The organism is Mesorhizobium sp. WSM3224 (assembly GCF_000427725.1).
In the GTDB taxonomy this organism is placed as follows: domain Bacteria; phylum Pseudomonadota; class Alphaproteobacteria; order Rhizobiales; family Rhizobiaceae; genus Mesorhizobium.
Window position 1 is genome coordinate 86,670 of sequence record NZ_ATYO01000017.1, and the last position, 22,201, is coordinate 108,870.

17 protein-coding genes are annotated in these 22,201 nt (G+C 64.7%); 6 read left to right on the plus strand and 11 right to left on the minus strand.

Features of this window, described 5'->3' with window-relative positions; genetic code table 11:
* Entirely contained in the window at positions 1–225 is a 225-nt protein-coding gene (locus tag YU3_RS0123125) for an Hpt domain-containing protein (RefSeq protein WP_245273621.1), read from the minus strand.
* A gap of 443 nt (positions 226–668) precedes the next feature.
* On the opposite strand from YU3_RS0123125, the gene YU3_RS0123130 reads away from it, so the two are divergent.
* From YU3_RS0123130 to YU3_RS38775, 4 genes are all read left to right on the plus strand, one after another.
* Positions 669–3,218 carry a caspase family protein gene (locus YU3_RS0123130; protein WP_027168469.1) on the plus strand — a complete coding sequence of 850 codons (2,550 nt, stop codon included), beginning with the start codon at positions 669–671 and terminating at the stop codon, positions 3,216–3,218.
* Positions 3,219–3,304: 86 nt separating this feature from the next.
* On the plus strand, positions 3,305–3,502 hold the full coding sequence (locus YU3_RS0123135) for a hypothetical protein (RefSeq protein WP_051334052.1): 198 nt from the start codon (positions 3,305–3,307) through the stop codon (positions 3,500–3,502).
* Positions 3,503–3,655: 153 nt separating this feature from the next.
* Entirely contained in the window at positions 3,656–4,747 is a 1,092-nt protein-coding gene (locus YU3_RS0123140; protein WP_027168471.1) for an OmpA family protein, read from the plus strand.
* A gap of 7 nt (positions 4,748–4,754) precedes the next feature.
* Positions 4,755–5,993, plus strand: a complete 1,239-nt coding sequence (locus YU3_RS38775) for a caspase domain-containing protein (RefSeq protein WP_027168472.1) — start codon at positions 4,755–4,757, stop codon at positions 5,991–5,993.
* 39 nt (positions 5,994–6,032) lie between these two features.
* Here the strand turns inward: YU3_RS38775 and YU3_RS0123150 are convergent, their stop codons facing one another.
* Positions 6,033–6,593, minus strand: coding sequence for a hypothetical protein (locus YU3_RS0123150; RefSeq protein WP_027168473.1), 561 nt, complete (start codon positions 6,591–6,593; stop codon positions 6,033–6,035).
* Positions 6,594–6,876: 283 nt separating this feature from the next.
* Between YU3_RS0123150 and YU3_RS0123155 the strand changes: the two genes are divergently transcribed.
* Complete coding sequence (locus tag YU3_RS0123155; protein ID WP_027168474.1) at positions 6,877–7,410, plus strand: OmpA family protein; 534 nt, start codon at positions 6,877–6,879, stop codon at positions 7,408–7,410.
* 85 nt (positions 7,411–7,495) lie between these two features.
* Here YU3_RS0123155 and YU3_RS41795 read toward each other — a convergent pair whose 3' ends face one another.
* The 8 genes from YU3_RS41795 to tssL all read right to left on the minus strand — a co-directional run bounded on the left by YU3_RS41795 (position 7,496) and on the right by tssL (position 20,604).
* On the minus strand, positions 7,496–7,999 hold the full coding sequence (locus tag YU3_RS41795; protein ID WP_245273622.1) for a peptidoglycan-binding domain-containing protein: 504 nt from the start codon (positions 7,997–7,999) through the stop codon (positions 7,496–7,498).
* 101 nt (positions 8,000–8,100) lie between these two features.
* Positions 8,101–9,108: a caspase domain-containing protein gene (locus tag YU3_RS41800; RefSeq protein WP_245273623.1), complete on the minus strand. Its 1,008-nt coding sequence runs from the start codon at positions 9,106–9,108 to the stop codon at positions 8,101–8,103.
* Positions 9,109–9,345: 237 nt separating this feature from the next.
* Positions 9,346–11,781, minus strand: coding sequence for a M23 family metallopeptidase (locus tag YU3_RS0123165; protein ID WP_027168475.1), 2,436 nt, complete (start codon positions 11,779–11,781; stop codon positions 9,346–9,348).
* Complete coding sequence (locus tag YU3_RS0123170) at positions 11,778–12,272, minus strand: DUF1036 domain-containing protein (protein ID WP_027168476.1); 495 nt, start codon at positions 12,270–12,272, stop codon at positions 11,778–11,780. Before YU3_RS0123170 ends, YU3_RS0123165 begins: the two co-directional genes overlap by 4 nt.
* An 11-nt stretch (positions 12,273–12,283) precedes the next feature.
* Positions 12,284–14,737: a protein kinase gene (locus tag YU3_RS0123175; protein WP_027168477.1), complete on the minus strand. Its 2,454-nt coding sequence runs from the start codon at positions 14,735–14,737 to the stop codon at positions 12,284–12,286.
* Positions 14,734–15,513, minus strand: a complete 780-nt coding sequence (locus YU3_RS0123180) for a PP2C family serine/threonine-protein phosphatase (RefSeq protein ID WP_036259285.1) — start codon at positions 15,511–15,513, stop codon at positions 14,734–14,736. The genes YU3_RS0123175 and YU3_RS0123180 overlap by 4 nt, the downstream gene beginning before the upstream one ends.
* Positions 15,514–15,649: 136 nt before the next feature.
* Positions 15,650–19,180, minus strand: a complete 3,531-nt coding sequence (gene tssM, locus YU3_RS0123185; protein WP_198021700.1) for a type VI secretion system membrane subunit TssM — start codon at positions 19,178–19,180, stop codon at positions 15,650–15,652.
* Positions 19,180–20,604, minus strand: coding sequence for a type VI secretion system protein TssL, long form (gene tssL / locus YU3_RS0123190; RefSeq protein ID WP_245273624.1), 1,425 nt, complete (start codon positions 20,602–20,604; stop codon positions 19,180–19,182). Before tssL ends, tssM begins: the two co-directional genes overlap by 1 nt.
* On the opposite strand from tssL, the gene YU3_RS41805 reads away from it, so the two are divergent.
* A complete protein-coding gene (locus YU3_RS41805) occupies positions 20,603–20,782 on the plus strand; it encodes a hypothetical protein (RefSeq protein ID WP_245273625.1) in 180 nt (59 codons plus the stop codon). The two genes, tssL and YU3_RS41805, sit on opposite strands and share 2 nt — an antisense overlap.
* Before the next feature lie 230 nt (positions 20,783–21,012).
* On the opposite strand, the gene tagH is transcribed toward YU3_RS41805, so the two are convergent.
* Positions 21,013–22,086 carry a type VI secretion system-associated FHA domain protein TagH gene (tagH, locus tag YU3_RS0123195; RefSeq protein WP_027168481.1) on the minus strand — a complete coding sequence of 358 codons (1,074 nt, stop codon included), beginning with the start codon at positions 22,084–22,086 and terminating at the stop codon, positions 21,013–21,015.
* Positions 22,087–22,201 lie beyond the last annotated feature (115 nt).

Sequence of the window (22,201 nt, forward strand, 5' to 3'; positions counted from 1 at the left end):
TCATTGCAGCGTGCACTCGATCTCCGCGATGAGCGCATCGAGAGCGGTGCGGCCAGCCCCGCCATCCGATTGATCGATCAGCAGCGTCTCCAGCGCGGACGCTCGCGCGCTGATCTCCGCAAAGCCGAACGTTCCCGCCGCTCCCGCCAGCGAATGCGCGATCCTGATCAGCGGATCACTGGGCAGGGGGCCGCCTTGACAAGCGATAGCCTTCAGCTCCGCCAACTGATCGGCACACCGGAGCAGGAAGCGTTGCCGCAATGGGGCGAAGGGATCGTTTGCGATGGACGTGCTCCAGGATGGGTGGGAGAGTATTCAAGCAGAAATCAGCGTGGGTTGAAACGGCCGCTCAATCGCGACTGGTTCGGCTTCGTTGCAGCCAACGTCGCGGGGTGTAGCCAGAGTGGGCAACAGCGCCATCTGCGTCAGCGAGAAGACGCCGCCTATCCCGATGGCAGTCCAGCGTCGGCAGGCGGCGACGCACGCACTCGGGTCATTGCGGCATCCAGGCCTCTGAGCTATTTTAGCAATTGATTGGATAAGCGATCCGCCTTGCCGGCGCGGTTCCTTGCATTGTCGCCTTGGCGGATTGTGAAGTCTTTAACAGACCACGATGCCGCAAGCTGCGTTCCTGTGGCCGACAGGTGATAGCAGTTAGGGATTTTGCCATGCTGCGATGCTGTGCGCTGATTGCAGCCTTCATCCTCGTGGGCCTCACGACAGTGCAGGCGCATGCCGATCGAAGGGTTGCGCTTGTCATCGGCAATTCCGAATACCGCGAAATCCCGGCGCTCAAGAATCCGGACAAGGATGCCGAGGATGTGTCGAACACGTTTCGGCTGGCCGGCTTCGATGTGTTCGTCGCCAAGGACCTCACCAAACTCCAGTTCGAGAAGGAGTTCCGCAATTATCTCGCGGCGGCGGACGGCGCCGATCTTGCGGTCGTCTATTACTCGGGTCACGGCTTCCAGATCGGCGGTGAAAATTTCCTGATCCCGGTCGATGCATCGCTCAAGGGTGCAGCCGATATCGAGGTCCAGGCGGTCAAGCTCGACGACGTCCTGCAGCAGCTGCGCGCTAAATCGAAGATCCAGGTGATTATCCTCGACGCCTGCCGCAACAATCCTTTCCCGCGCAAGGACTATTGGCTGCGCGACCAGTTGATTGCGGCCGGCGGCACCGGCCTTGCGCAGGTGAAAAGTTCGCTGAACACGCTGATCGCCTTCGCTACCGAGCCCGGCGCGGTCGCCTATGACGGGTCCGGCGATCTCAGTCCGTTTTCATCCGCCTTCTCCCGCCGCGCGCTGGCGCCGAACCAGGAGATACGCTCCGTCATGGCCGCCGTCCGCCGCGACGTAGTCGAAGCCACCAAAGGCGCGCAGGTTCCGTGGGAGAACTCCTCGCTGATCGACGAGGTGGTGCTGATGCGCCGCGCCAACCGGCCGGCGTTGCCGCCGGTGCTGGAAAAGACCGTACCGTCGGGCGTCGGGCCGGTCGCGCTCGACCTGCCGGTGCCGGTCGATGTCGATGGCGGCGCGGTCACCATCAGCATCGAAAGGCCGCCGGCGCTGGGGCGTCTGATCCTGGACGGCAAGCCGGTCGCAACGGGCGAGCCGATTGAGGGCAAGGATCTGCCGCGGCTTCAGATGGATGTGCCGAAGGGCGCCGACGCCGAGGACCAGGTCGATATGCTGGCCTATGCCACGCATGACGAGTGGGGTGGTGGATCGCAGGGCATCCTGGTGTTCCGGGTCAAGAACGGCGACGGTGCCGCGGGCAGGCAGCTCGTGGCCTCGCTCGAGTCCGAGCAGAAGCAGCAGGTGCTGGAGCGCGGCATCCACATCGCCGGCGCCGCCGAGGCGATCGAGAACCATGACGTCAGCATTCCGGTCGGCATCGGCCCGGTTCCGCTGAAGCTGGATTTTCCGACCAAGGATACGGGGGTCAGCCTGAAGCTTGCGAGCTATCCGGCAACCGGGACGCTGTCCTTGCCGGATCGGACCTTGTCGCCGGAATCGAGCCTGATGGCCGGCGAAGTCGACCAGCTGCGCTACGAACCTCAGATAGGCGCCGTCGAACCATTGATAGTCGGCTTCGAAATCCGGGCTGACAACACGCAGTCAAAGCCGGCGACGATGAAGTTGTCGCCGAGCGTCGAGCCCTGCGACAGGGAGGCTGGCGAGCCTCTCGACCTGCAGGGCGTTGTTCCCGGCCTGCTGCCGAACGAAATCAGCAGCAACGCCGTGGATGTCTGCCGGGCGGCGGTGAAGGCCTATCCGGACGTCGCCCGTTTCCGATACGAGTTCGGACGAGCGCTGTTGGCGGCCGGTAAGGTCGACGAGGCAAAGAAGGCGATCCAGGACGCTGCCGACAAGGGGCATGTTCGCGCGGTGTTCGAGCTCGGCTATATCGCTTCGTCCGGCATAGGAACGGCCGTGGACCCGAGCAAGGCCAACAGTTTCTACGCGAAGGCGTCCGACAAAGGGGATCCCTATGGAATGACCGCCTGGGGGCGGGCCTTGTTCAATGGCCTCGGCGTCCAGCGCGATACCGGCAAGGGCCTGGACCTGCTGCTCAAGGCGGCGGCCATGGGGCATACCTATGCCATGAACGATCTCGCCGCGATCTTCACCGAAGGCCGCAATGGCGTGCCCGCCGACCCGGCTCGCGCCGTTGCCTTCCTCAAGGCGGGCGTCGAGCGCCAGGACATGTATTCGATGAATATTCTCGGACGCAACTATCTCAGCGGACGTGGCGTCGAGAAGGATACGAAGCAGGCGCAGACGCTTTTCCAGAAGGCGATGGACCTTGGCCAGCCTTATGCGCCCGGCAGCCTTGGGCGCATGTATCGGGACGGGGTTGGCGTGACGCAGAACCTCGACGAAGCGCAACGGCTTTTCGAGCTTGCGAGCGCCCGCGGAGACTATTCCGGCGCGTATGACCGCGCGGCTATCGAGATGCAGAAAGGCGACAAATCCGACCAAGCCGTCGCCGTCCGCTATCTGGCGTTTGCGGCAGGGCTCGATCTTCGCAACGAGCTACCGAGCGCGCGTAGAACCCTGGCGCAGTTCGGCGCGAAGCCGAAGTCGGCTGCCTTGAAGCAGCTGCGCTCGGAACTCAAATCGAAAATCCCCGCAGGCGGCTCGGTCGACGATCAACTGATCCGGACGGCCAGAGCCGTCTGGGAGCAAGCCAATCCGCGTCGGGACCTGTTCTGATCAACAAGGAGGCAATAGTGGGCAGGGCATTGAAGCAGGCGGTCATCGCAATATTCCTATCCTTTGCGGTTGCTGGGTGTACAACTGTGACGCCCAGGTTCGAGCCGACGCCGACAACCAAATATCCCACCAAGCACGTTCGCGTGACGACGACGCCGAAGGTGGTGAAGCAGAAGAAGGTGACTGCCAAGAAGCTGATCAAACCGGTCAAGAACGAAACCGTGCCCGTCATTGCGCCAATAGGTGGTGGCGGCAACGGTGGCGGTGGCGGTGGCGGGTGGTGATAACGTCCTCGACCTACGATGCTCTTTTCGACGTGTGGTGACTGGCGCCACTTTTTCGCATCCCGCTTGAACCGCTCGCCAATCCGGTTCAAGTGCTCTATGCTCTCGCCACATGCCGGTATCGAGATCGGGTTGTCCTGGCGGGGGCGTTCCATGTTCGAAGTCGTCGCATTCTTGCGAAAAGTGCGAGCCAAGCCCGCGGCCTTTGGCTTGATTGTTGCCGCATTGCTGGTCTTCGGACCGCAGATCGCGAGCGCCGCGCCGAGCTGGACGCTCGATCCGTCCGCTTCGGTGCTCACCTATCAGTCGGTCAAGAAGAACACGATCGTCGAGACCAACAAGATCAGGAACATCACCGGCACGCTGAGTTCGGCCGGTGACGCCAAGATCAGTTTCGACCTCAATTCCGTCGATACCGGCGTCGACCTGCGCAACGTCCGCATGCGCTTCCTGTTTTTCGAGACATTCACCTATCCGACGGCCGAGCTGACGGCGAAGGTGGACCCGGCGGCGTTCGCCGATCTGCCGGCCAAGCGCCGGGTGAAGACGACATTGCCGTTCCGCCTCAACCTGCATGGCGTCGACAAGGATCTCGAGGCGAGCGTCGTCGTCACCATGATCAGCGATACCCAGGTTTCCGTCGCTTCGGAGGCGCCTGTCGCCGTCCATGTCGAGGATTTCGGCCTGCTGCCCAACATCGACAAATTGCAGCAGGCCGCCAATGTCACCAACATAGTGCCCACCGCGTCGGTTTCCTTTGATTTCGTCTTCACCGCCGATGGCGGCAAGCCGGCCGCCGTGCAGACCGTTGCGGCCAGCGCCGCCGAGGTCGGTCCCGTCGCCACCGATGCCGCGAAAGCCAATTTCAGCGACGAGGAATGCCTCAACAGGTTTGCCGTGCTCTCGCGCACCGGCGCCATCTACTTCCGTCAGGCGAGTGCAAGGCTCGACGCCAAGAGCCGCCCGCTGCTGGCGGAGGTCGAAGGCGTCGTCGGCAAATGCCCGGCCCTCAAGGTCGAGGTGTCGGGCTACACCGATTCCGACGGATCGCCGGAGACGAACAAATTGCTGTCGGAGCGACGCGCCCAGGCGGTCGCCGATGCGCTTGTAGCCGACGGCGTTCCGCGCGGCCAGATAAGCTCCGCCGGCTATGGCGAGGACAAGCCGGTCGCCGCCAACGACACGCCCAAGAACAAGGCGCTCAACCGGCGCATCGAGTTCTCCGCCAGCAAGCCCGCCAATTGAGGTCGTGGTGAGTTCCGGTCCGATCGCCCTTTGCGGTGGCATGTTTCGCGCCGCCGGACTTGCGGCGCTTGCCTTGCTCTTGACGTTGACAGCCGCAAGTGCCGAGCGGCGCGTCGCGCTGGTGCTCGGCAACTCGCAGTATCAGCATGCGGCGCCGCTCGCCAACCCGGCGCGGGATGCGCAGGCCATAGCCGAGCGGCTGCAGAACCTCGGCTTCGAGGTGGTCTCGGGCTTCGACCTTACCAAGCAGCAGACGCAAGGTACGGTCGCGCAGTTCGCCAAGCAGGTGCGCGGCGCCGACATCGCGCTTTTCTTCTATGCCGGCCATGGCCTGCAGGTCTCGGGCAAGAATTATCTGCTTCCGGTCGATGCCGCACTCGAGGACGAGACCTCGCTCGATTTCGAGGCGGTCTCGGTCGATTTCATCCTGCGCCAGATGTCGCGCGAGACCAGCATCAGGCTCGTTTTCCTGGACGCATGCCGGGACAACCCGCTTGCCGACGTGCTGGCAAAGACCGCCGGCATAAAGGGCGCAAGCAGCGGTCTGGCCGAAATCCCGATCGAGAATGGCGGCGCCGGCACGCTGGTCGCTTTCGCCGCCAGTCCGAACCAACTCGCCTATGACGGGTCGGGCGACCACTCGCCTTTTACCACGGCGCTGCTCCAGCATATCGGTGAATCCAACGTCTCCATCACCGAAGCGATGAACAGGGTGACCAGCGACGTCTTCAAGGCGACCGCCAGCAAGCAGCGTCCTTGGATCAATGTCTCGCTGACCACCGAGGTCGTCCTGCACAAGGTCGACCTCAACGCGCCGCTGATCGTCGGCGAGGCGAGTGCGCCGCAGGCAGAGGCGGGTTCCGAGACGCGCAATACCGGCGCGGCGTCCGGCCAGACCGACGATCAGCTTGCGCTCAACCTGCTGCGCGAGAAGATCCCGAAGCTGGCGACGGACGGGCCGATCTTCTTCGATCGTCCGGTCAAGTTCGGCGACCCGGCGATCGATGGCAAGAGCATCGCCCAATTGATCAAGGGAGAGCCGCTTTTCAGTCCGGTCGAAGGCCTCGACAAGTCGGTCTGGCAAGGCAAGCACTGCGAAGGCTGTCATCAGTGGAACGAGACCCGCCTCTGCGACCAGGCAAAGAATTTCGCCGCCAACGACGTCTCCGTCCTGCGCCTGCAGCATCCGCTCGGCACCCGCTTCAAGGTCGCGCTCGCCAGATGGGCGCAAGGCGGCTGCAAATGACACTGGATTAGGGCTTTCGGAGCCTTGCCGGCGGAAATCCTAATACGCGTCGACCGATTGCCGCTGCGCCTCCATCTCCACCATCTGGATGCCCATTTCGACGAAGGCCGAAAGCACGCCAAAGCGGTCCGCGGTCGAGACGCGGGCAAGCCCCGCCAGGATACCGGCGTTGACGGCATGGGCGGCGGGAAATCCGGTCGATATCATGTCGAAGGCCGGATCACGCCAGGCTGCCGACAGCGCGATCCATGCGGCCGGCGTCGTCGGCGACTGGTCGACGGCGCCGCCCAGCGCCGCCCGATGGTGGGGATTGCCGGGCTCGCCCACCCAGTCACTGACAAGCGCGAGCAATTCGATATCCCTGTCGGCAAGAAGCTCGGCGAGATTGCTCAGGCATTCATGTCCCCACCAGACCGCGGCGCGTTCGGGCAGGAGGTAGGCGCAGAACGTGACTGCTTCCTCCGGCACGCGCCCGGCGAGCAGCGCGCGGCAAAATTCGAGTGGGGGCTGGGCGGCGGCCGGCGATTTCATGTCCCGCGCGATCGCGGGACAGGCGAGGAAGAGATCCCGTGCTGTTCTGTATCCGAGTTCATTGGCCATGGCTGCCGCACCCCGAGAACCAGCGAATTGGAGCAATTCCAGGAAAGTGTGAAACGGCTTTCCGTCCGGAATTGCGTAAAATAAACAGATACAGCGGTTCGGCGTTTCCGTGAAACGGCGAACCGCTCTAGCACTCAAGCCTGCGGCCGAGCGCCGGTCAAGCCTTAGCCTTTAGCAGGTGGCGGTCGCTGGCAACGTGCGCTTGTTCACAGACAATCGCTTCGAGATTTGATATAGTTCGCACTAGCGAAACCCGCTCAAACATCAAACAGGAGTGACGGTCATGAGGTGGGGCAGCTCAGCTTTGGCATTGGCGGCCGTGCTTTTTTCAACGCACGTGTTCGCCGATCCGCTTCAGAAGTCGGAAGACATCGTGAAGTTCTTCGCCGGCCAGGGCAATCTTGGCGCCTCGCGCGGCATCTGCGTCGGCACCGAGGAAGAGTGCAAGAGCAAGGCCGATAAGAGCGGTTCATCTCAAAAAACCGGCCTCGACATGATGATCAACTTCGCCCTGGATTCGGCCCAGCTCGACCAGACCGCCCGCTCGGAGCTGGACGAATTCGCCAAGGCGCTGAAGGACAACCGGCTGAGCACGTTCAGCTTCGTCGTCGAGGGCCATACCGATGCGACGGGCCCGGATCGCTACAACCAGACCCTTTCGCAGCGAAGGGCGCAATCGGTGGCCGCTTTCCTCGAAGCGAACGGCGTTGAATCGGCGCGGCTCGAAGCGATCGGCCTGGGCAAGACGCACCCGCGTGTCGCCAATCCCTACGATCCGGTCAACCGCCGGGTGGAAATGCGGATCAGGACCGAATAGGTCGCTGGCGTCAACAAGCTCATAGCGAGACTAGAACTAGCGGCTAGAGCCCTGCCCACAGGCCAGGGCCTACTTTTACCCTCAATCAGTTCTTGAGCGCGCCGCCCACCGCAATGCCGGTGCCGAAGATCAATGCCTTGGTCAGGAAGTCGTTGTTGTCTCTTGGCGGTGGCGCGTCCTCGCGGACCACGGTCTCGCTGTCGCGCCTCCGCTGGACGACCTGCGTCTGTTTCCTGCGCGGCTTTTGCTGCGCCACCGGCTTCAGCGTGCGGGTCTTCTGCACGACCTGTTTCTTCGGTGGCGCGGTGCGGGCCTGGTCGGCGGCGTTCTTGGCGCGCACGGCATCCATCATCGGGTCGGTCTGGATGACCAGGAAGGCCAGCTGCTCGCGCGTCAGATAGGTGGTTGGCGGCAAGCCGTTCCTGCCTTGCCAGACGCCGATCGCCTGGCGTGTCCTTTGGCCGAGATTGCCGTCGACCCGGCCAAGCTCGTTGCCCAGCGCTTCGATGCGCAGCTGCAGATCGATGCGGCCGTCGCGGTCGAGCCCGATAGCGCTTTCCGTCAACTCGGTGCCTTGCGTCTGTTTCATCTCGTCGGTGATGCCGACCGAGGTGCGGATAGCCGAACCTGGATTGGCGTTAGCATCCTCCGTGTCGAGCGCCGCGACCTGCTTGCCCGCCGTCGGATCCTTCAGCTGGTCGATGTGAGCTTTGCCACCGTGGCGAAACGGCCGTTCGGGAACTGGTCGAGATAGGCCTCGTAATAGGGGATGGCATTCTTCTTCGAAGCCTCGTCCCAAAGGCGCTGCTCGACCTCCCATGACGGCGGCTCGCTCGCCACCGGAGCGGGGGCGGGCGTTGCCGTCGTCTTGTCGGCGTCGGCCACCGGCGCTGCGATGGGCGCCGCTGGCTTGCCGAGGAACACCTCGCGTCCCAGCGATGCATTGTGCCACGGCCGCTGCCGGCCCTGCGTGGTTTCCGTCACCTCGCCGCGCACGCGCGTCAGCGCGCTCTGGATCTCGACGCCGGGCTCGGTCAGGTGCTTGGCCAAAGCCAGCGAATAGGGGCTGTCGACGCCATTGCCGTCGAAAGCGATGGCGCCGGGGTCCGTCGCATAGGCGATCAGGACGCCGCCCGTGCCCATGCCGTCCGCCTTTGCATCGACCGGCGCCAGGCCGGCGCCGAGCGAGCGGCTCTTCGGCAGCGCGGCGGCCATCGTGCGCGCCAGCGGGTTGTCGCGGCAGGCATCGAGGATGATGATGCCGACGGCGGGATCGGCCGGCAGCGCCGCCATGAACTCGTCGATCTGGACGGTGCGGGTCTTGAGATAGGCCGGCGATGTCAGCTCGGCATCGACCGGAATGAGGTAGTTCTTGCCGTCGACCTGCATGCCGTGCCCGGCATAGAAGATGACCGCGAGGTCGGCATTGTAGGATTCCTCTGTGAATTTGCTGATCAGGCTGTGCATGCCGGCATTGTCCTGGTCGACGCCCTCGATCACTTCGAAGCCGGCATTGCGCAGCGTGGACGCGATGAGGTGGGCATCGTTCGCCGGGTTGGGCAAAGCGACGGCATTGACATATTTGCTGTTGCCGATGACCAGCGCGACACGCTTGGTGTCGGACGCGGCGGCCTGGGCGCCGAACGCGGCATGGAAAAGCAGGATGAACCCGCCCAAAAGGATGGCGAACGCTTTCATGGATCAGCCCTCCGCCCCCACGGGGCGCGTTATCGATGTCTGCGTATGCTGAATTTCGCAAGCGACAACGGCGCTTCTGCCAAAAATGTCTCTTGGGTGTCTGTGATCCCGGCCACAGATTTGGTTCATGAAAGGCCCGAAAATTCCTCCATGAATATTCGCTAATGTACCATTCGCAGGCCTGAAAACCAATCGGCCCGGCGAAAAACGCGGTGTTTGGTGAACCAAAAACTGCGTCTAGCCTGGCTCAAGCGTATCCTGGATAGAACCTATCAGTGCGGTTATTGCCTGCTTGTATTTCTCGAACTCCGGCGACGTCTGCCGGACCTCGGTTGTGGTCGTCGCCGGCTGGCTTTGATCGATTACCACGCGCGGCGCTTTCTGCCCCATTTTCCGCTCGGCCCAATCGATGACGTAGCCGACCGTCTTGCCAGTCAGGAACGGGTTGGCCTGGATGACGGCTGATCCGAGGACGGCGCTCAATTGCGACGAACCGGCCGCGGCCAGCACCTGATGCGCCCCTTCCATGCCGAGGAAATGGCAAAGATAGAGGCGCCCGGCGGTGATCTGGTGGCCGCGGGCCCGCAGATAGGCTTCCCCTTCGCGCGCCAGGTTGCGCACCATCTCGCGCGACAGCGTGGCATCATAGCGAAGCGCGAGCAGGTCGGCGGTCGAAAGCGATCGGGCAAGATCGGGACGATAGGTGTTCATCATCCGGATCCAGGTCTTGGTGATGAACTGGCCGGCGCCGGTCGCCGACGAGTTGGGATTCTTGGCGCGGGCGCTGCCGCCGCTTTCGACATGCACGATGCGGTCGGTCAGCGTCTCGACGGCAGAATCGCCGGGACCGCCGGAACTGACGGAGACGGCGGTGGCGACCGAGGTGACCGTCCCCAGCGGGTCGATCGCCTCGCCGTTCAGGTAGAGCTCGAAATGCAGATGCGGGCCGGTCGAAAGCCCCGTGGTGCCGATATAGCCGATGACGTCGCCGGCCTTCACCTTGGCGCCGACGCCGCTGGCGATGGCGAATTTCTGCATATGGGCGTAGCGCGTCTCGCGGCCGTTGGCATGCGCGATCTTCACCAGGTTGCCGTAGCTGCCGCCATCGCCCTGGAAAGAGATCTCGCCGTCGAAGGCGGCCACGATCGGCGTGCCGACCGGTGCCGCCCAGTCGACGCCCTTGTGGATCCGAACCGTGCCGAGGATCGGATGCTTGCGCGGGCCGAAGGTCGAGGTCATCACCCCGGCCACCGGCGTGACCATGCCGTTGGTGACGGTCAGCGAGCGGACCTGATCGTCGCCGGTCACGCAGGCATACTGGCCGTCGCTCTGCTGGAAGACGAAACAGTCGAGGCTCTTTTCCGCGCCCTGGACGCCGACATAGAGCACTCGTCCGGAGATCTCGCCCTGGCCGCGCGGCGTCTGCGAATAGATCAGCACCAGGCGCTGGTCCTCGCTGGCGAAGGCGTCGAGGTCCTGTCCCCGCGACAGATACATGATCGCCTCGCCGATCACGCTGGTCGGCACCTTGTTGCGCGCCGCCGTCGAATAGATCGCGTCGAGCAGGCGGTACTGACGTTTGGGCCCGCCCTGGTCCGAGGCGCCGGAATAGTTGAAGAGGTCCTCGCGGACCCAGGGATCGACGCCCGACACGAAAGCGCCGGCCGCATTGCGCGTCAGCGTGCCGACATAGACGTTCTTTGCGTAGACGGAGACCTGCATCAGCGACATGGTCGTCGTCTCGCGGTTCGGCCGGAAGCCGCGCATGGCGACGACGAAGCCGGGCTCCAGCCCGTCGCGATTGAACAGCATCTTCAGCGCCTCGCCGGCAAGCTTCGCATCATCGGCGGAGAAATGCGCGTCGAGCGCCACGCTGTCCAGGCTGCGGTCGTTGAGGATCTTCACGAAGCTATCCTCGGTCGCCTCGAAGCGTTGATATTCGCTGGTGACGGTCGCAACCGTCGTGTTGTTTTCGATCGCGGTTTTCTTGAAAGTCGGAAGCGCTGCCTCGCCCTGGTCGATGGTTTCGCCCCAGCCGGCCTCGGGGTCGTCGGCGTCGGCCTTGGGGGCCGAACCGGCAGAGGTGTCGCTCTCGTCCGGCGCCGCCTGAAGGTCGTTCCCCAGATCGCCCTGCTGATCGTCCGACGCCGCGGCCGGAGCGGGCGGGGCCGGTTGCGCATCATCGGGCACCGTTGCCGAAGGCTTGGGAGCTGCCTGCCGCTGTGCCTGGAAGAAGGCGAAATCCTCTTGCGTCGACGGGATTGTCGTCATGAACTTTTCGCTGGCGCTCAGCATCACGTCGGACAGAATGTCGATCTGCGGCGAGGCGCCTGAACTGTCGAGCTCGGCCGGGCGCGCTATGGTATGGCCCTTCGTCGCGGTATCGGCGTCGGGTGCAAGCGTGATCCACATCGGGTCACCGGCCAGATCGATGATGGCCGGCACATAGACCGAGGCGTCGGGCGGTACGTCTTCCATGTCCTCGACGGCATGCAGCTCTTCGTCCTCGTCGCCGAACGACCAATAGTCCTTGGTCAGATAGAAGCCGGTGGCTAAAGCAACGACGCACAGCGTGGCAAGGCCGGCAACGGCTCGGCGCCAGAGCTTGCGCCGGCGCTCGGCCAGTCGCGCCTGCTTCTTTGCCTTGAAGCTCGTGTCGATCGAGTGCGTCACGGGCTGCTTCCGGTCAGGAAATAGGTCCAGCGCGCTTGCTCGAGCGTGTCGACCTCGACGAAGCGCGCCGCGATATGGCCGCGCTGCCAGCACTCGTCGATGCCGCGGATCGAGAAGCGCCGCCGGTCGATGCACATCTCGGTCGATCCGTTGAGGATCGCGTGGCCGAAGACGTCCGTCGCGTAGAGATAGATGTAGCGGTTGGTCAGCTCCTCACGGATGACGTTGACGCACTGGTTGGCGCCGATGGTCCACCAGCCGTCCGTCTGGTCGCCATTGTCGACCTTCTGTCCGACGGCGAGATTGACGACATCGAGCGTCTGGTTGCAGACGGTGAATTCGGCATGCGCCTTGTTGGGCGAAAGGATCGAGAGCAGCGCCGCGCCGAGCAGCGCTGCAAGCGCCGCGCGGCCCGGCAACAGGAATCGCAGCCGGCTACGCTGCTTGCGTGGCGAGGGCTGGCACAATGAACGCAGGGTGCGAAGATCCATCGGCGTTCATGCTATCCGCCAAGCCGGAAATACGTGGCCGTGGCGGAGAACTGTGATCCGTCGGCCTCGATCTCCTCGAGGATCTTGGGCAACAGCTCCGAGGCCAGTGTCGGTCTGGAGAACATGGCGGCCTGGATGTCCTTGGGTCCGGTGATCACCAGCATGATCTGCGGCACCGCCTTGCCGGCTGCCTTGTCGGTGGCGGCAAGGCCGATCGGGATGTTGAAGGTCACCTTGTCGGCTTGCGGCACCATGCGGTCATCGAGGTTGAACGCGACGCCCTTGTGGTCGATCAGAATTATGTTCGAGATCAGCCCGCCGCCCGTATACAGCGCGCCGCTGACCGGCGAGCCGTCCGGGACCGACGTCCGGTCGAGGACGAGCTGTGGCTTCTCGGCCGAGCTCCGGTCGAGAAAGCGAAGGAAGGTGGGCACTCCGCACTGGGATGGGGTGATGAGGCGCACGCTGATGTCCGGCTCGATATGGAACCTGGTCTGGAAATCGTTGAGCAATTGCTCGAAGGGCTGGACCGCCGTTCCGAATCCCTCGATCGCGGGGGAAGCGCCGAGACCCGATGTCACGTTCACGTAAAAACAGCTGCCGCCGCTGAAATCGCGCACCCAGGCGCGATACTCGTTCCACGTCGCCATATCCTGTTCCGGTGACGGAAGCGCCGGCTTGGGTACATTGATGGCGACGTCGGTGTCGTCGGGCTGCTTGGTCGCCGGCGGCTGTGGTTGCTGCGCCGGCTGGGTCGGCGCGGCAGGCGTTTCTGGCTGGCTGGCTGTCGGGGTCTGTGCCTGCGGCTCGGCCGGCGGACTGGTCGGCCGCGCCGGCGCTTGGCTTTCCGAAGTCGGGGATGGGGAAGCCTTCGGCTTGGGCAACTTGGAAAGCATGTCCACGAGGTCTTTTACGCTGGGCTTGGCCGCCGGCGGATTTGCTTCCTGCGCCGGCTTGTTTTCAGCCGTCTGGCTCGGATTCGGCGTCTTGACCGTCGGCGGCTCGCTGGTCGGTTGCGCGGGTTTGGTCTCGACCTGGGGGACATGCGCCTGGTTGTCGGCCTGGCTCTCCGGCTGAGCGGCAGGTGGCGTCGGCTTCTCGACGGGTGTCTTGACCTCCGCATCGGGTTGGGTGGGTGGCTTCGCCGTCTCGATGGCGGAGGCGCTGTCAGGTTTTGGTGGTTCCGGCTGAGGCGTGGCCGACGCCTGAGGTTTCGGCGCCTCCGGTTGCGTCGCGTCCGTCGCTGGTTTGGCTGCTTCCGCGACCGGCTTCGGCGTCAGCGGCGTCGATTTTTCCGCCGGCGCCAGGATGCCGCTGAAATAAAGCCCGCCGCCCACCAGGATCGCGAGCGCCGCGACGCCGCCGGCGATGGCGGGCGTCCGCGAAGCCCTTTTCGGCGCGGCCGGCGCCGGCGCGCTGGCCGCAGCGGCAGCCGGCGCAGGCCGTGGCTCCGACAGATGCGCCGGGCGCACATGTTCGACGAAGCGCGGCTCGCCCGGAGGCGCCGATGGCTGCGGTTTGGAGTCCGGCGGTGCCGTCCAGCCGGCGCGCGGCAGGCCGGGGCGTTCGCGTGCTCCAAACGACATCGGCGGCGGTAATGTCGCCTCGACATCCTCGCCCCGCGTCGCCCTGGCGATCTCGGCCATGCTTGCCGGCCGGTCGCGCGGATCCGGCTGCAGCATGGCTTCGAGGAGTTCGTGGAAACCGGGATCGATATCCGACAGGACCGGCACCGTCCGGCGTTTCTCGATGACCTCGTATTGCGAGCCGCTCATGTCGAGCGGCTTGCCGCGCAGTGCCGCGGCCAGCACCAGCCCGAGGCTGTAGATATCGGATTGCTCGCTGACATCGCCGCCGTAGAGGCCGAGCTGCTCCGGCGAAACATAGTTATATTTGCCGGCGAACTTTCCACCGATCAGCGTCTCGCCGCCGGTCGCCGAGCGCGCGATGCCGAAATCGATAATCTTGGCGCGCTCGACCCGGCCGCCCGGCAGGATGATGTTGTCGGGCGAGAGGTCGCGGTGCACCGCGCCCGCCTGGTGCACTGCGCCGAGCCCCGAGGCGAGGCGATGGCAAAGCCGGCGCACATCTTCCCCCGGCATCGGCCCGCGCCGCATGATGTCGAACAGCGACTCGCCGTCCACGAACTCCATCGCAAGATAGGGACGGCCGATCCCCGGATCGATGGTGAAGACGTGGTAGCGCACCACCGCGTCATGCGACAGATGGTTGAGGATCGACGCCTCCTTGCGGAACAACGACAGGATCGTCTGGTCGCGAGCGAATTCGGGCAGCACGATCTTGATCGCGACATGGTCGCCGGTCTGGATATTGTGGCCGCGGTAGACTTCGCCCATCCCCCCGGAGGCGATCCTTTCGTCGAGCTCGTAAATGCCGCTCAGCTGCGTGCCGACGCCGGTATAGGCGATGTTCGTCGACAGCCGTGTCTTGTCGTCGTCGCTCATCTGGCCAGGCCCTCCGCTGCGGACCGATCCGAATGGAGCGCGTCGTTGCGCCCGCCGCCGATCTTCACGAGTACAATGGTTACATTGTCGGTTCCGCCGCGCGCCAGCACCATGTCCAGCAGGCTCTGGCATGCCGCCCGCGGCGTGGCGGATCCGGCCGCGGTCTCGATCTCGGCGTCGCTGACATGCGCCGTCAGTCCGTCGGTGCCCAGGACGAAAACATCGCCCGGTATCAATTCGCCCTGCTGGAAGTCGATCTCGAGCTCGTCGCTGACGCCGACCGCATGCGTGATCACATTGCGGCGCGGCCAGGTGCGCGCCTCCTCCGCGCTGATCATGCCGCGGTCGAGCAATTCCTGCACCTCGGTATGATCCTTCGAAACCTGGAAGATCGAGCCGTTGCGGACGAGATAGATGCGGCTGTCGCCCGCCCATAGGCAAGCGAAGCGTCCATCCATGGCAAGCAAGGCCGCGAAAGTGGAGCCGATGGTGATGCCGCGCGATCGCGATATGTCGCGGATCTCGGCATTGGCGCGGCCAAGTCGGTCCTCGAAGCGGGCGCGAAGGTCCGGCGCCGAGCTGGCAATGCCGATCGTCGCCAGGTGATCGACGATGCTGGCCGAGGCGACTTCGCCGGCCTCATGCCCGCCCATCCCGTCAGCCACCACCCAGAGGCCGGTCTGCGGCTCGATGAGGTAATTGTCCTCGTTGTGGTCGCGCACGCAGCCCTTGTGGCTCACGCCGAAGCTGTCGATGGGAAGGGCGACAGTGCTCAAATTGCCACCAAGCGCTTCGCGAGCGTCCTCTGTGACCAGCCATGGGCCGCGTGCCCGGGCCACTCTGCCATAAGCGCATACATTAGAGTACAGAAATGAAGGATCGAGCCGGTGATGTTCTGGAGCGCAGCCATGGTCAGAACGCCTTCGGACAGCTGAAGCCGGACAAAGCCGGCAGCAACAGGGGGTTGGCCCCTGATCCGGCCTGGATCGTGTAGGCAACATCGCGCCCACCAATGACGAAGCGGGCTTCGGTGTTGGCGCCGTCGCCGGTGATGGTCGCCTTGTCGAGCAGCCGCTTCAACGCCCACGGCCCATCGAACCTCAGCGCGGACTCGCGGCCCGGCATTTCCGGGACGAGGGTGAGGCTCGCTGATCCTGAAGCGGCGCCGCTCGGCCACGTTACCGTGCTAGGCGCGTTGCCGGCCTGAGCGCTCTGGACCGTCTGCCCGTCCACGTTGAGAAGCGCGCTGTCGACTTCGCTGTTCAGCGAGATGGGCGTGAAGGTGATCGACGCCAACGGCGTCGATCCGCCCGAGGGGAAGAAGGCGCCGCGGATTTCCGCCGCCGCCTGGAACGCCTTCAAGGTCGACTTCGCAAGGCCCTTGCTGGAACGCGCATCCTGCTTCCATGTCCACTCCTGGCCGGTCATGTCGATCAGCGGCGCGAGGTTCTGTGCGAAGAACCGGTCCATCAGGCCGCCGGGCGCGAACAGCTTGGCGAAATCCGCCATTGAGATGTCTTCGGTGCCGTCGCTGGCGAAGGGATAGTGGCCGTTGACCGCCTCTTCGCAAGGCCGCGTGACCGTCTGGTCGAGGCTCTGGTTGAGGTTGGCGACAGAGGCTTCGGCGACATTGCCTTCGAACTCGTCCGCCGCGGCGTTGACCATGCGCGCCAGCGGCTTGGGCAGGCGTGAGACATTGGCGCGCAATGTCGAGATCTGCAGCTGCAGGTTGGCGTTGACGCGCTCGGTCTGCGAGGGGACATCGGCCGCAAGCTTCAGGCTCTGGAAGATGTCGTGGAAATTCTGCGTCAGCGCATCGAGCGGCCGGCGGCCGGCGGCCCCGCTGACCAGCGCCTGGAACGACCGGAACTGCGCCTCGACGCTCGCGCCGGCGTTCTGCGCAGCGGCCGAGCTTGCGCCGGCGCGGCTTTGCGACTTGCCGCCGGCGATCTGCAGGCCGATACGTGCCAGGCCCTTGGCCATGGCGGCCGGATCCTGCTGCGCCGTGCCGGTCTCGGCCTCGGCGGCGGCACTGTCCGTCGTCAACGCGGTCTCATCGGCGATCGCCGTGAACAGCTGGTCGAGGGGCGAGTCCGGCGAGGCGAGGGCGGAGAGCGCCAGATATTGCGGCTTGTCCTTCAACATCGCCTTGAGCTTCAGCTGGTCGAGCACGCCGTTCCAGGCGGCGGCGAATTCCTTGCCGTAGCGGTCGATGAGCTCGGGACCGAGCCTGGGCAGGTCCTGGTCGATGCCGCCCTGTTCGCCGCCGCCGCCCAGCACCCACTGGTCGTCGACGAGCATCTGCGCGATGCGCGACAGCTGCGGCAGGAAGAAGCGATTGAAGCCGGCGCGCGTGTAGAGGCCGGGAACCTGGAGATCGGCAAGCTCGCTGCCGTCCGTGCGCTCGAACGACAGCTGCGCTTCCGGACCGGCTTTCGCGGCGACGGAGAAATCCTGCAGCCTTACCGCGTAGACCGCCGACTTGATCTGCGCCGAGGCGCGGTCGGCGAGGCTCATGCGCCCAAGCGAGCGCTGCGCGGCCTCGACCAGCGGCTGGTTGAGCGCGAAGACCGGATCGTAGGCGTCGTCGAGCGCGAGCATGGCGCGCAGATGCTTTTCGAGCTGCGCGCGGCCTTCGCGGTTGTTTTCGCCGGGATAGCGGTTCTCTTCCCAATCCTGCTTCATCCAGGAGACGATCAGTTCGTCATCGACCTTCGGCGCCTTGCCGCCCAGCATCAGGTAGATCTTAAGCGGTTCGTAGAGCGCCATCGGATCGGCCATCTTGGCCTGGATCGTCCGCTCGGCCTGAACCAGGAGCCGGGAGCGGAAGGTCCGCTCCAACGCCTGCCGGTAGGCCGTCTTGGAGGCCGACAGCAGCCTCTCCCGCTGGCTGAGCCCGAACGTCTCCTCGATCGGCTTGCCCTGGTCGCCATTTTCGAAACCGGCGGGCAGATTGCGCAACTGGTCGAGCGGGCCGATGACGTTTTCGAGATCGACGTCGGTCACCGTCGTGCTCTTCAGAAGCGAATCGGCGCTGTCGCGATAATGCGCCATGGCTTGCCTTGTCGAAGCGATCAGCGACTTGTTGGCGAAGAAGCTGAGGCCCAGCATGCCAAGCGCCGCCAGGGCGGCCAGCGTAATCGCGGCAAGTCTGCCGGACCTGACGAGCCTGGCGCGCCGCTCGGCGGCCCGGTCGAACGATACCCAGCCCGATTCCGGGAAGATCACGTCGGCCAGCAGATCGTGCAGGAAGAAGCTCTTGCCGGTGCCGGAAAGATGAGCCTGTGAGGAGCTGCCGAAACTGCGGCCGATCGCGCCCAGCACCTGGTCGAAGGGCGTCCCTTCCTGGGTGCCCGACGAGAAATAGAGCCCGCGCAGGCTGACATTGACCTGTGACCGCGAGGCGTCGAACAGGCTGCCGACGAACTGCGTTATCCGGTTCTTCAGCGCGCCGAACTGCGCCGGGAAGCCGAACAGCGCGATCCGCGCCACCGGGTCGGCCTCTTCCTGCAGCCGGTCGGCAAGCCCTTCGGCGAGCCGCTGCGCCAATCCGTCGAATTCTGCCGGCGCCTCGCCAGCCATGTTTTTGCTGCGATCGGCGGTCTGGAAGGTCGCGCCCCACACCTTGCGCCTGCGCGCCTCGTCGAAATTGCCGAAATAATCCATGAAGCCGGAGACGAGATCGGCCTTGGTGAACAGCAGATAGACCGGGAACTGGATCTTCAGCGTCTCGTGCAATTCGCGCAGGCGGCTCCTGATTTCGGCGACATGCGCGTCTAGCTGCTGGTCGTCGAAGCCGATCAGATCGGCAAGGCTGATGGCGAGGATCACGCCGTTGATCGGTTGCCTGGTGCGGTGTTTCTTGAGCAATCCCAGGAATGCGAGCCAGCTCGCCTTGTCGCGTTCGCGATCCGATTCCTGCGTCGTGTAGCGGCCGGCCGTATCGATCAGCACCGCTTCGTCGGTGAACCACCAGTCGCAGGACCGCGTGCCGCCGAGGCCGGCCACCGGCTGCGCGCTGCCGGAGCCGGCAAGCGGAAATTTCAGCCCGGAATTGACCAGCGCCGTCGTCTTGCCGGCGCCCGGCGGGCCGATGATGATGTACCAGGGGATGTCATAGAGGAAATTGCGCTTGCCGCTCGTCCGCTTCAGCGTCGCGATGGCTTCGCTCATGCGCGTTTCGAGCACCTGCGAATCGTCGTTCCGCTCGTCGCTGCGCACGATGGCCGTTTCGAGCGCCTTTTGCGCCTTGCGCCGCCGCCAGAAGCGCACCCCGTAGAACAGCGCAAGCAGCGCGACGCTGACGCCGACGATCGTTGCCCTCAGCCACGCAGGCCCAAGCGGGCGCGTATCGGCGAAGCGGATCAGCGGCCCGGCATACCAGACCGCCGTCGAGAAACCGGCGAGCGCAGCCAAGCTGAAGATCCGCAGCATCCAGCGCATCAGTTGCCGTTCTCCGCGGAACCGTTCTGCAAGGTCTCCTGTTTCGGGATCATCACGTCGACGCGGCGGTTCCTGGCGCGGCCGTCCGCCGTGCCATTGTCGGCGATCGGTTCGTCCTCGCCCTTGCCGTCGACGCTGAGCCGGGACGGGTCCTTCAATTGCCTGGCCATCATCGCCTGGACGGCTTTCGCGCGGGCGACTGAGAGATCGAAATTGGATTTGAACGTGCTCGACTTCTTCGGCTTCACATTATCGGTGTGACCGACGATTTCTACCGGCCCGGGCTCGGCGTCGAGCGCCGTGGCGACGTCGGCCGCGATCGGCTGGAATTGCGGCTTCAGCTCCGCCTGGCCGGGAGCAAACAAAAGCTGGTTGTTGATCTCGACGACGATGAACTCGCCCTTCTGGCCGACGCTCAGCCCGCCCGCGGCAATCTCCTTGGCAAGCGCCGCGCGGATGCGGTCGATCTGGGTCGTGTCTGGAACCGCCGGCAGTGGCGGGCTAGCCTGCACCGGTTCGGCGGACGGCGCCACGCTGGCGCGCTCGATGGTGACGGGCGTCGACGGGTTGAGCGCAAGCAATGCGCCGGCGGTCGCGTCGCCTTGATCGGTGATCATGACGCGCAGTCCGAAGAAGGCCGCTGTCACCAGCGTCGCCGCGGCGGCCGCGAGGGCCCAGAGCGGCAGCCGCGCCCTTGGCTTCGACATCGCCGCCGCCATGCCTTGCCAGCGGGGCGAGACGTCATCGGCGGTGCGCGGCTTGAAGTAGCGCAGCGTGTCATAGACGTCGCGCCGGACGCGTTCGAGCGTGTTTCGCTCGCCCGCCAGCCCCCGATACTGGCCTTCGAAGCCCAGCGACAGGCAGGTGTGCATCAGTTCGAGCAGGTCGCAATGCGCTTCCGGCTTGGCGAGGATATTGTTCAGCGCCTCGTAGAAGCCGGCGCCCGTTGGTCGGATGTGGAAGAACTGCGCCACCAGGCTGTGCTGAAGCCAGCTGTCCTTGCTCGGCCAGGGCAAATTGCCGACGAGGTCGTCGGCCGTTGCGCAAACGGCGAATTTGGCGATCCGCGCGTCTTCTTCTCCGATGCCGGCTTTCGCGACTGTTCGCTCGAAGGTCTCGATCGTTTCGGCTATATGCTCCGCCAACGGCGCCGCTTGTCGTTCGACCGGCATCAGCCGCAATTGGCCGAACAGCATCAGCAACGGCGCCGCGGCGGCAAGGATCGGATTTGCCGCAGGGTATCTCACGCCGCCGGCGGCGTTGAGCAGGGCATCCTGCTGCAACCCCGGCGCCGCGTTTGCGGCCGCTCCCGGAGCAGGCCCTTGAAAGAGCACGGTTCCGGACGACCAGCCGGGCGGGATCTGCCGGCCGCCGCTGGGATCGAACACTGTCGATTCGCGGGCAGGCGATGGAGCAGGCTGCATGCCTTCCGGACCGGACCTCTCGGAAGGCGCAAGCGGTTTCTGCTTCGGCCGTGGCGCGCGGATGACGGTTTTATCCGTCGGTCCGGAGGAATCGTCCTTCGAGTTCATCGGCGACGACCCACCGTCGCGGCGCAACGAGCACGTGTTCGGACGGATGGGAGATGCGCTGCAGGCTTAGCCTCGGCGGCGGGCCGTATGGAAAGGCTCATTTCGCCGAAACATGCCATTGCTGCACACGCCCCAAGCCACGCCGCTTTGCCCGCCAGGCAAGCGTCCCTGCCCATTCTAATCGCCCGGGCACTCAATTGAAACGGGCCGCCGATTGAAATCGGAATGCAAGATGATCGAAGAGGCGGCTTCTTCTATGAGACCCGTCACATACGGGTGGCGCGGTCCGTGCGCATGCGGCTATTTCTGCTTGTCGGCCTTGGCGTAGGCCTCGGCGAAATAGGCGAGGAAGACATCAAGCATGCCGTTCTCGTGCTTGTCTTCCATCGTCCGCCAGGTTGCGACAAGCGCATCCCAGGCTTGGCTTTTCCTGGACGAGAAGGAGGCAGGCGGGATTTTTTTGGCGATCGCCTCCGGCGACAGGTCGTCAAGCAGCCGCGACAGCGCGGCCTGCATGGCGGCGTAAGTTGCGATTTCGTGCGTCTTCAGGTCGCGGAACGCATCCTCGATACTATGCCTCGCATCGAGATAGCCGGCCCTGCGCTTGGCGAACATGATCTCCAGTATGTCGTCGGTTCCCGGCACGAATTTCAGCGGGTTGTTGTCCTCGGCGCCGATCATGGTGCGGTGCGCGCTCTTGGCGAGCACCTTGGCCGCCGCGCGCGCCTTGAGCAGCATGGACAATTGCTCGACCGTGGTCCTCAGCACCGCGCCGATCTCAGCGGCGACGTCATGCGGATCGCGCGACTGCAGCAATTCCGGCGCAAGGCCGGCCGCCTTGGCGATATCGCGCAACATCGCATCCGATTCCGCCGGCCGATTGGCCGGGGCTGCCGGGCCGGGCTGCGGCGCCGACGATGCCGACACCGGCTCGGTCGGGTGTTGCTCCGTCGGGTTGAAGAATGGCTCGCGACCGGGATCCTGCGGGCGGCCCGTCGAGGGTGGCGGCTCGCGCTGCGTCGACCCGGTCCTGGCCTGCGGATGTCCGGCCGCGGCTCGTTCGTCTTCGATCGAAACGCCGACGACATAACGTCCGATCAGCAGCCGGTCGCCCTGGGCCAGCCGATGCGGCCCGGCCATACGCCGGCTTGAGCCGTTGACGAAAGTGCCGTTGCGCGAGACATCGTAGAGCCAGAACGAACCCGCCTGGTAGCGGACCTCGCAGTGTCGGCCCGAGATGAACTTGTCCGGATCGGACAGCGTCCAGTCGCAATTCTCGCGGCCGATCTCGAAACTGCGGTCGCGGGCGGCGTAACTCGCGGCGATGCCGGCCGGCAGCCCGTCGACATTGCTGATCTGGAGAGAGATGAACATCCGGAAGCGTCGCCGAACTTGGTCAATAAATGCTTATTTTCCACGCAATTCCCGACGAAAACCGCTGCGCGCTTTTCCCGGGATTGCTCTGGCATTCTAGCAGCTTGCAAGCGCA

What these genes read in the sequence shown, in the direction of transcription:
- YU3_RS0123130 (WP_027168469.1), top strand. Translation starts at nt 669, where the DNA reads ATGCTGCGATGCTGTGCGCTGATTGCAGCCTTCATCCTCGTGGGCCTC.
- YU3_RS0123140 (WP_027168471.1), top strand. Translation starts at nt 3,656, where the DNA reads ATGTTCGAAGTCGTCGCATTCTTGCGAAAAGTGCGAGCCAAGCCCGCG.
- YU3_RS0123150 (WP_027168473.1), bottom strand. Translation starts at nt 6,593, where the DNA reads ATGGCCAATGAACTCGGATACAGAACAGCACGGGATCTCTTCCTCGCC.
- YU3_RS0123155 (WP_027168474.1), top strand. Translation starts at nt 6,877, where the DNA reads ATGAGGTGGGGCAGCTCAGCTTTGGCATTGGCGGCCGTGCTTTTTTCA.
- YU3_RS41795 (WP_245273622.1), bottom strand. Translation starts at nt 7,999, where the DNA reads ATGAAACAGACGCAAGGCACCGAGTTGACGGAAAGCGCTATCGGGCTC.
- YU3_RS41800 (WP_245273623.1), bottom strand. Translation starts at nt 9,108, where the DNA reads ATGAAAGCGTTCGCCATCCTTTTGGGCGGGTTCATCCTGCTTTTCCAT.
- YU3_RS0123170 (WP_027168476.1), bottom strand. Translation starts at nt 12,272, where the DNA reads ATGGATCTTCGCACCCTGCGTTCATTGTGCCAGCCCTCGCCACGCAAG.
- YU3_RS0123175 (WP_027168477.1), bottom strand. Translation starts at nt 14,737, where the DNA reads ATGAGCGACGACGACAAGACACGGCTGTCGACGAACATCGCCTATACC.
- tssM (WP_198021700.1), bottom strand. Translation starts at nt 19,180, where the DNA reads ATGCGCTGGATGCTGCGGATCTTCAGCTTGGCTGCGCTCGCCGGTTTC.
- YU3_RS41805 (WP_245273625.1), top strand. Translation starts at nt 20,603, where the DNA reads ATGCCTTCCGGACCGGACCTCTCGGAAGGCGCAAGCGGTTTCTGCTTC.
- tssL (WP_245273624.1), bottom strand. Translation starts at nt 20,604, where the DNA reads ATGCAGCCTGCTCCATCGCCTGCCCGCGAATCGACAGTGTTCGATCCC.
- tagH (WP_027168481.1), bottom strand. Translation starts at nt 22,086, where the DNA reads ATGTTCATCTCTCTCCAGATCAGCAATGTCGACGGGCTGCCGGCCGGC.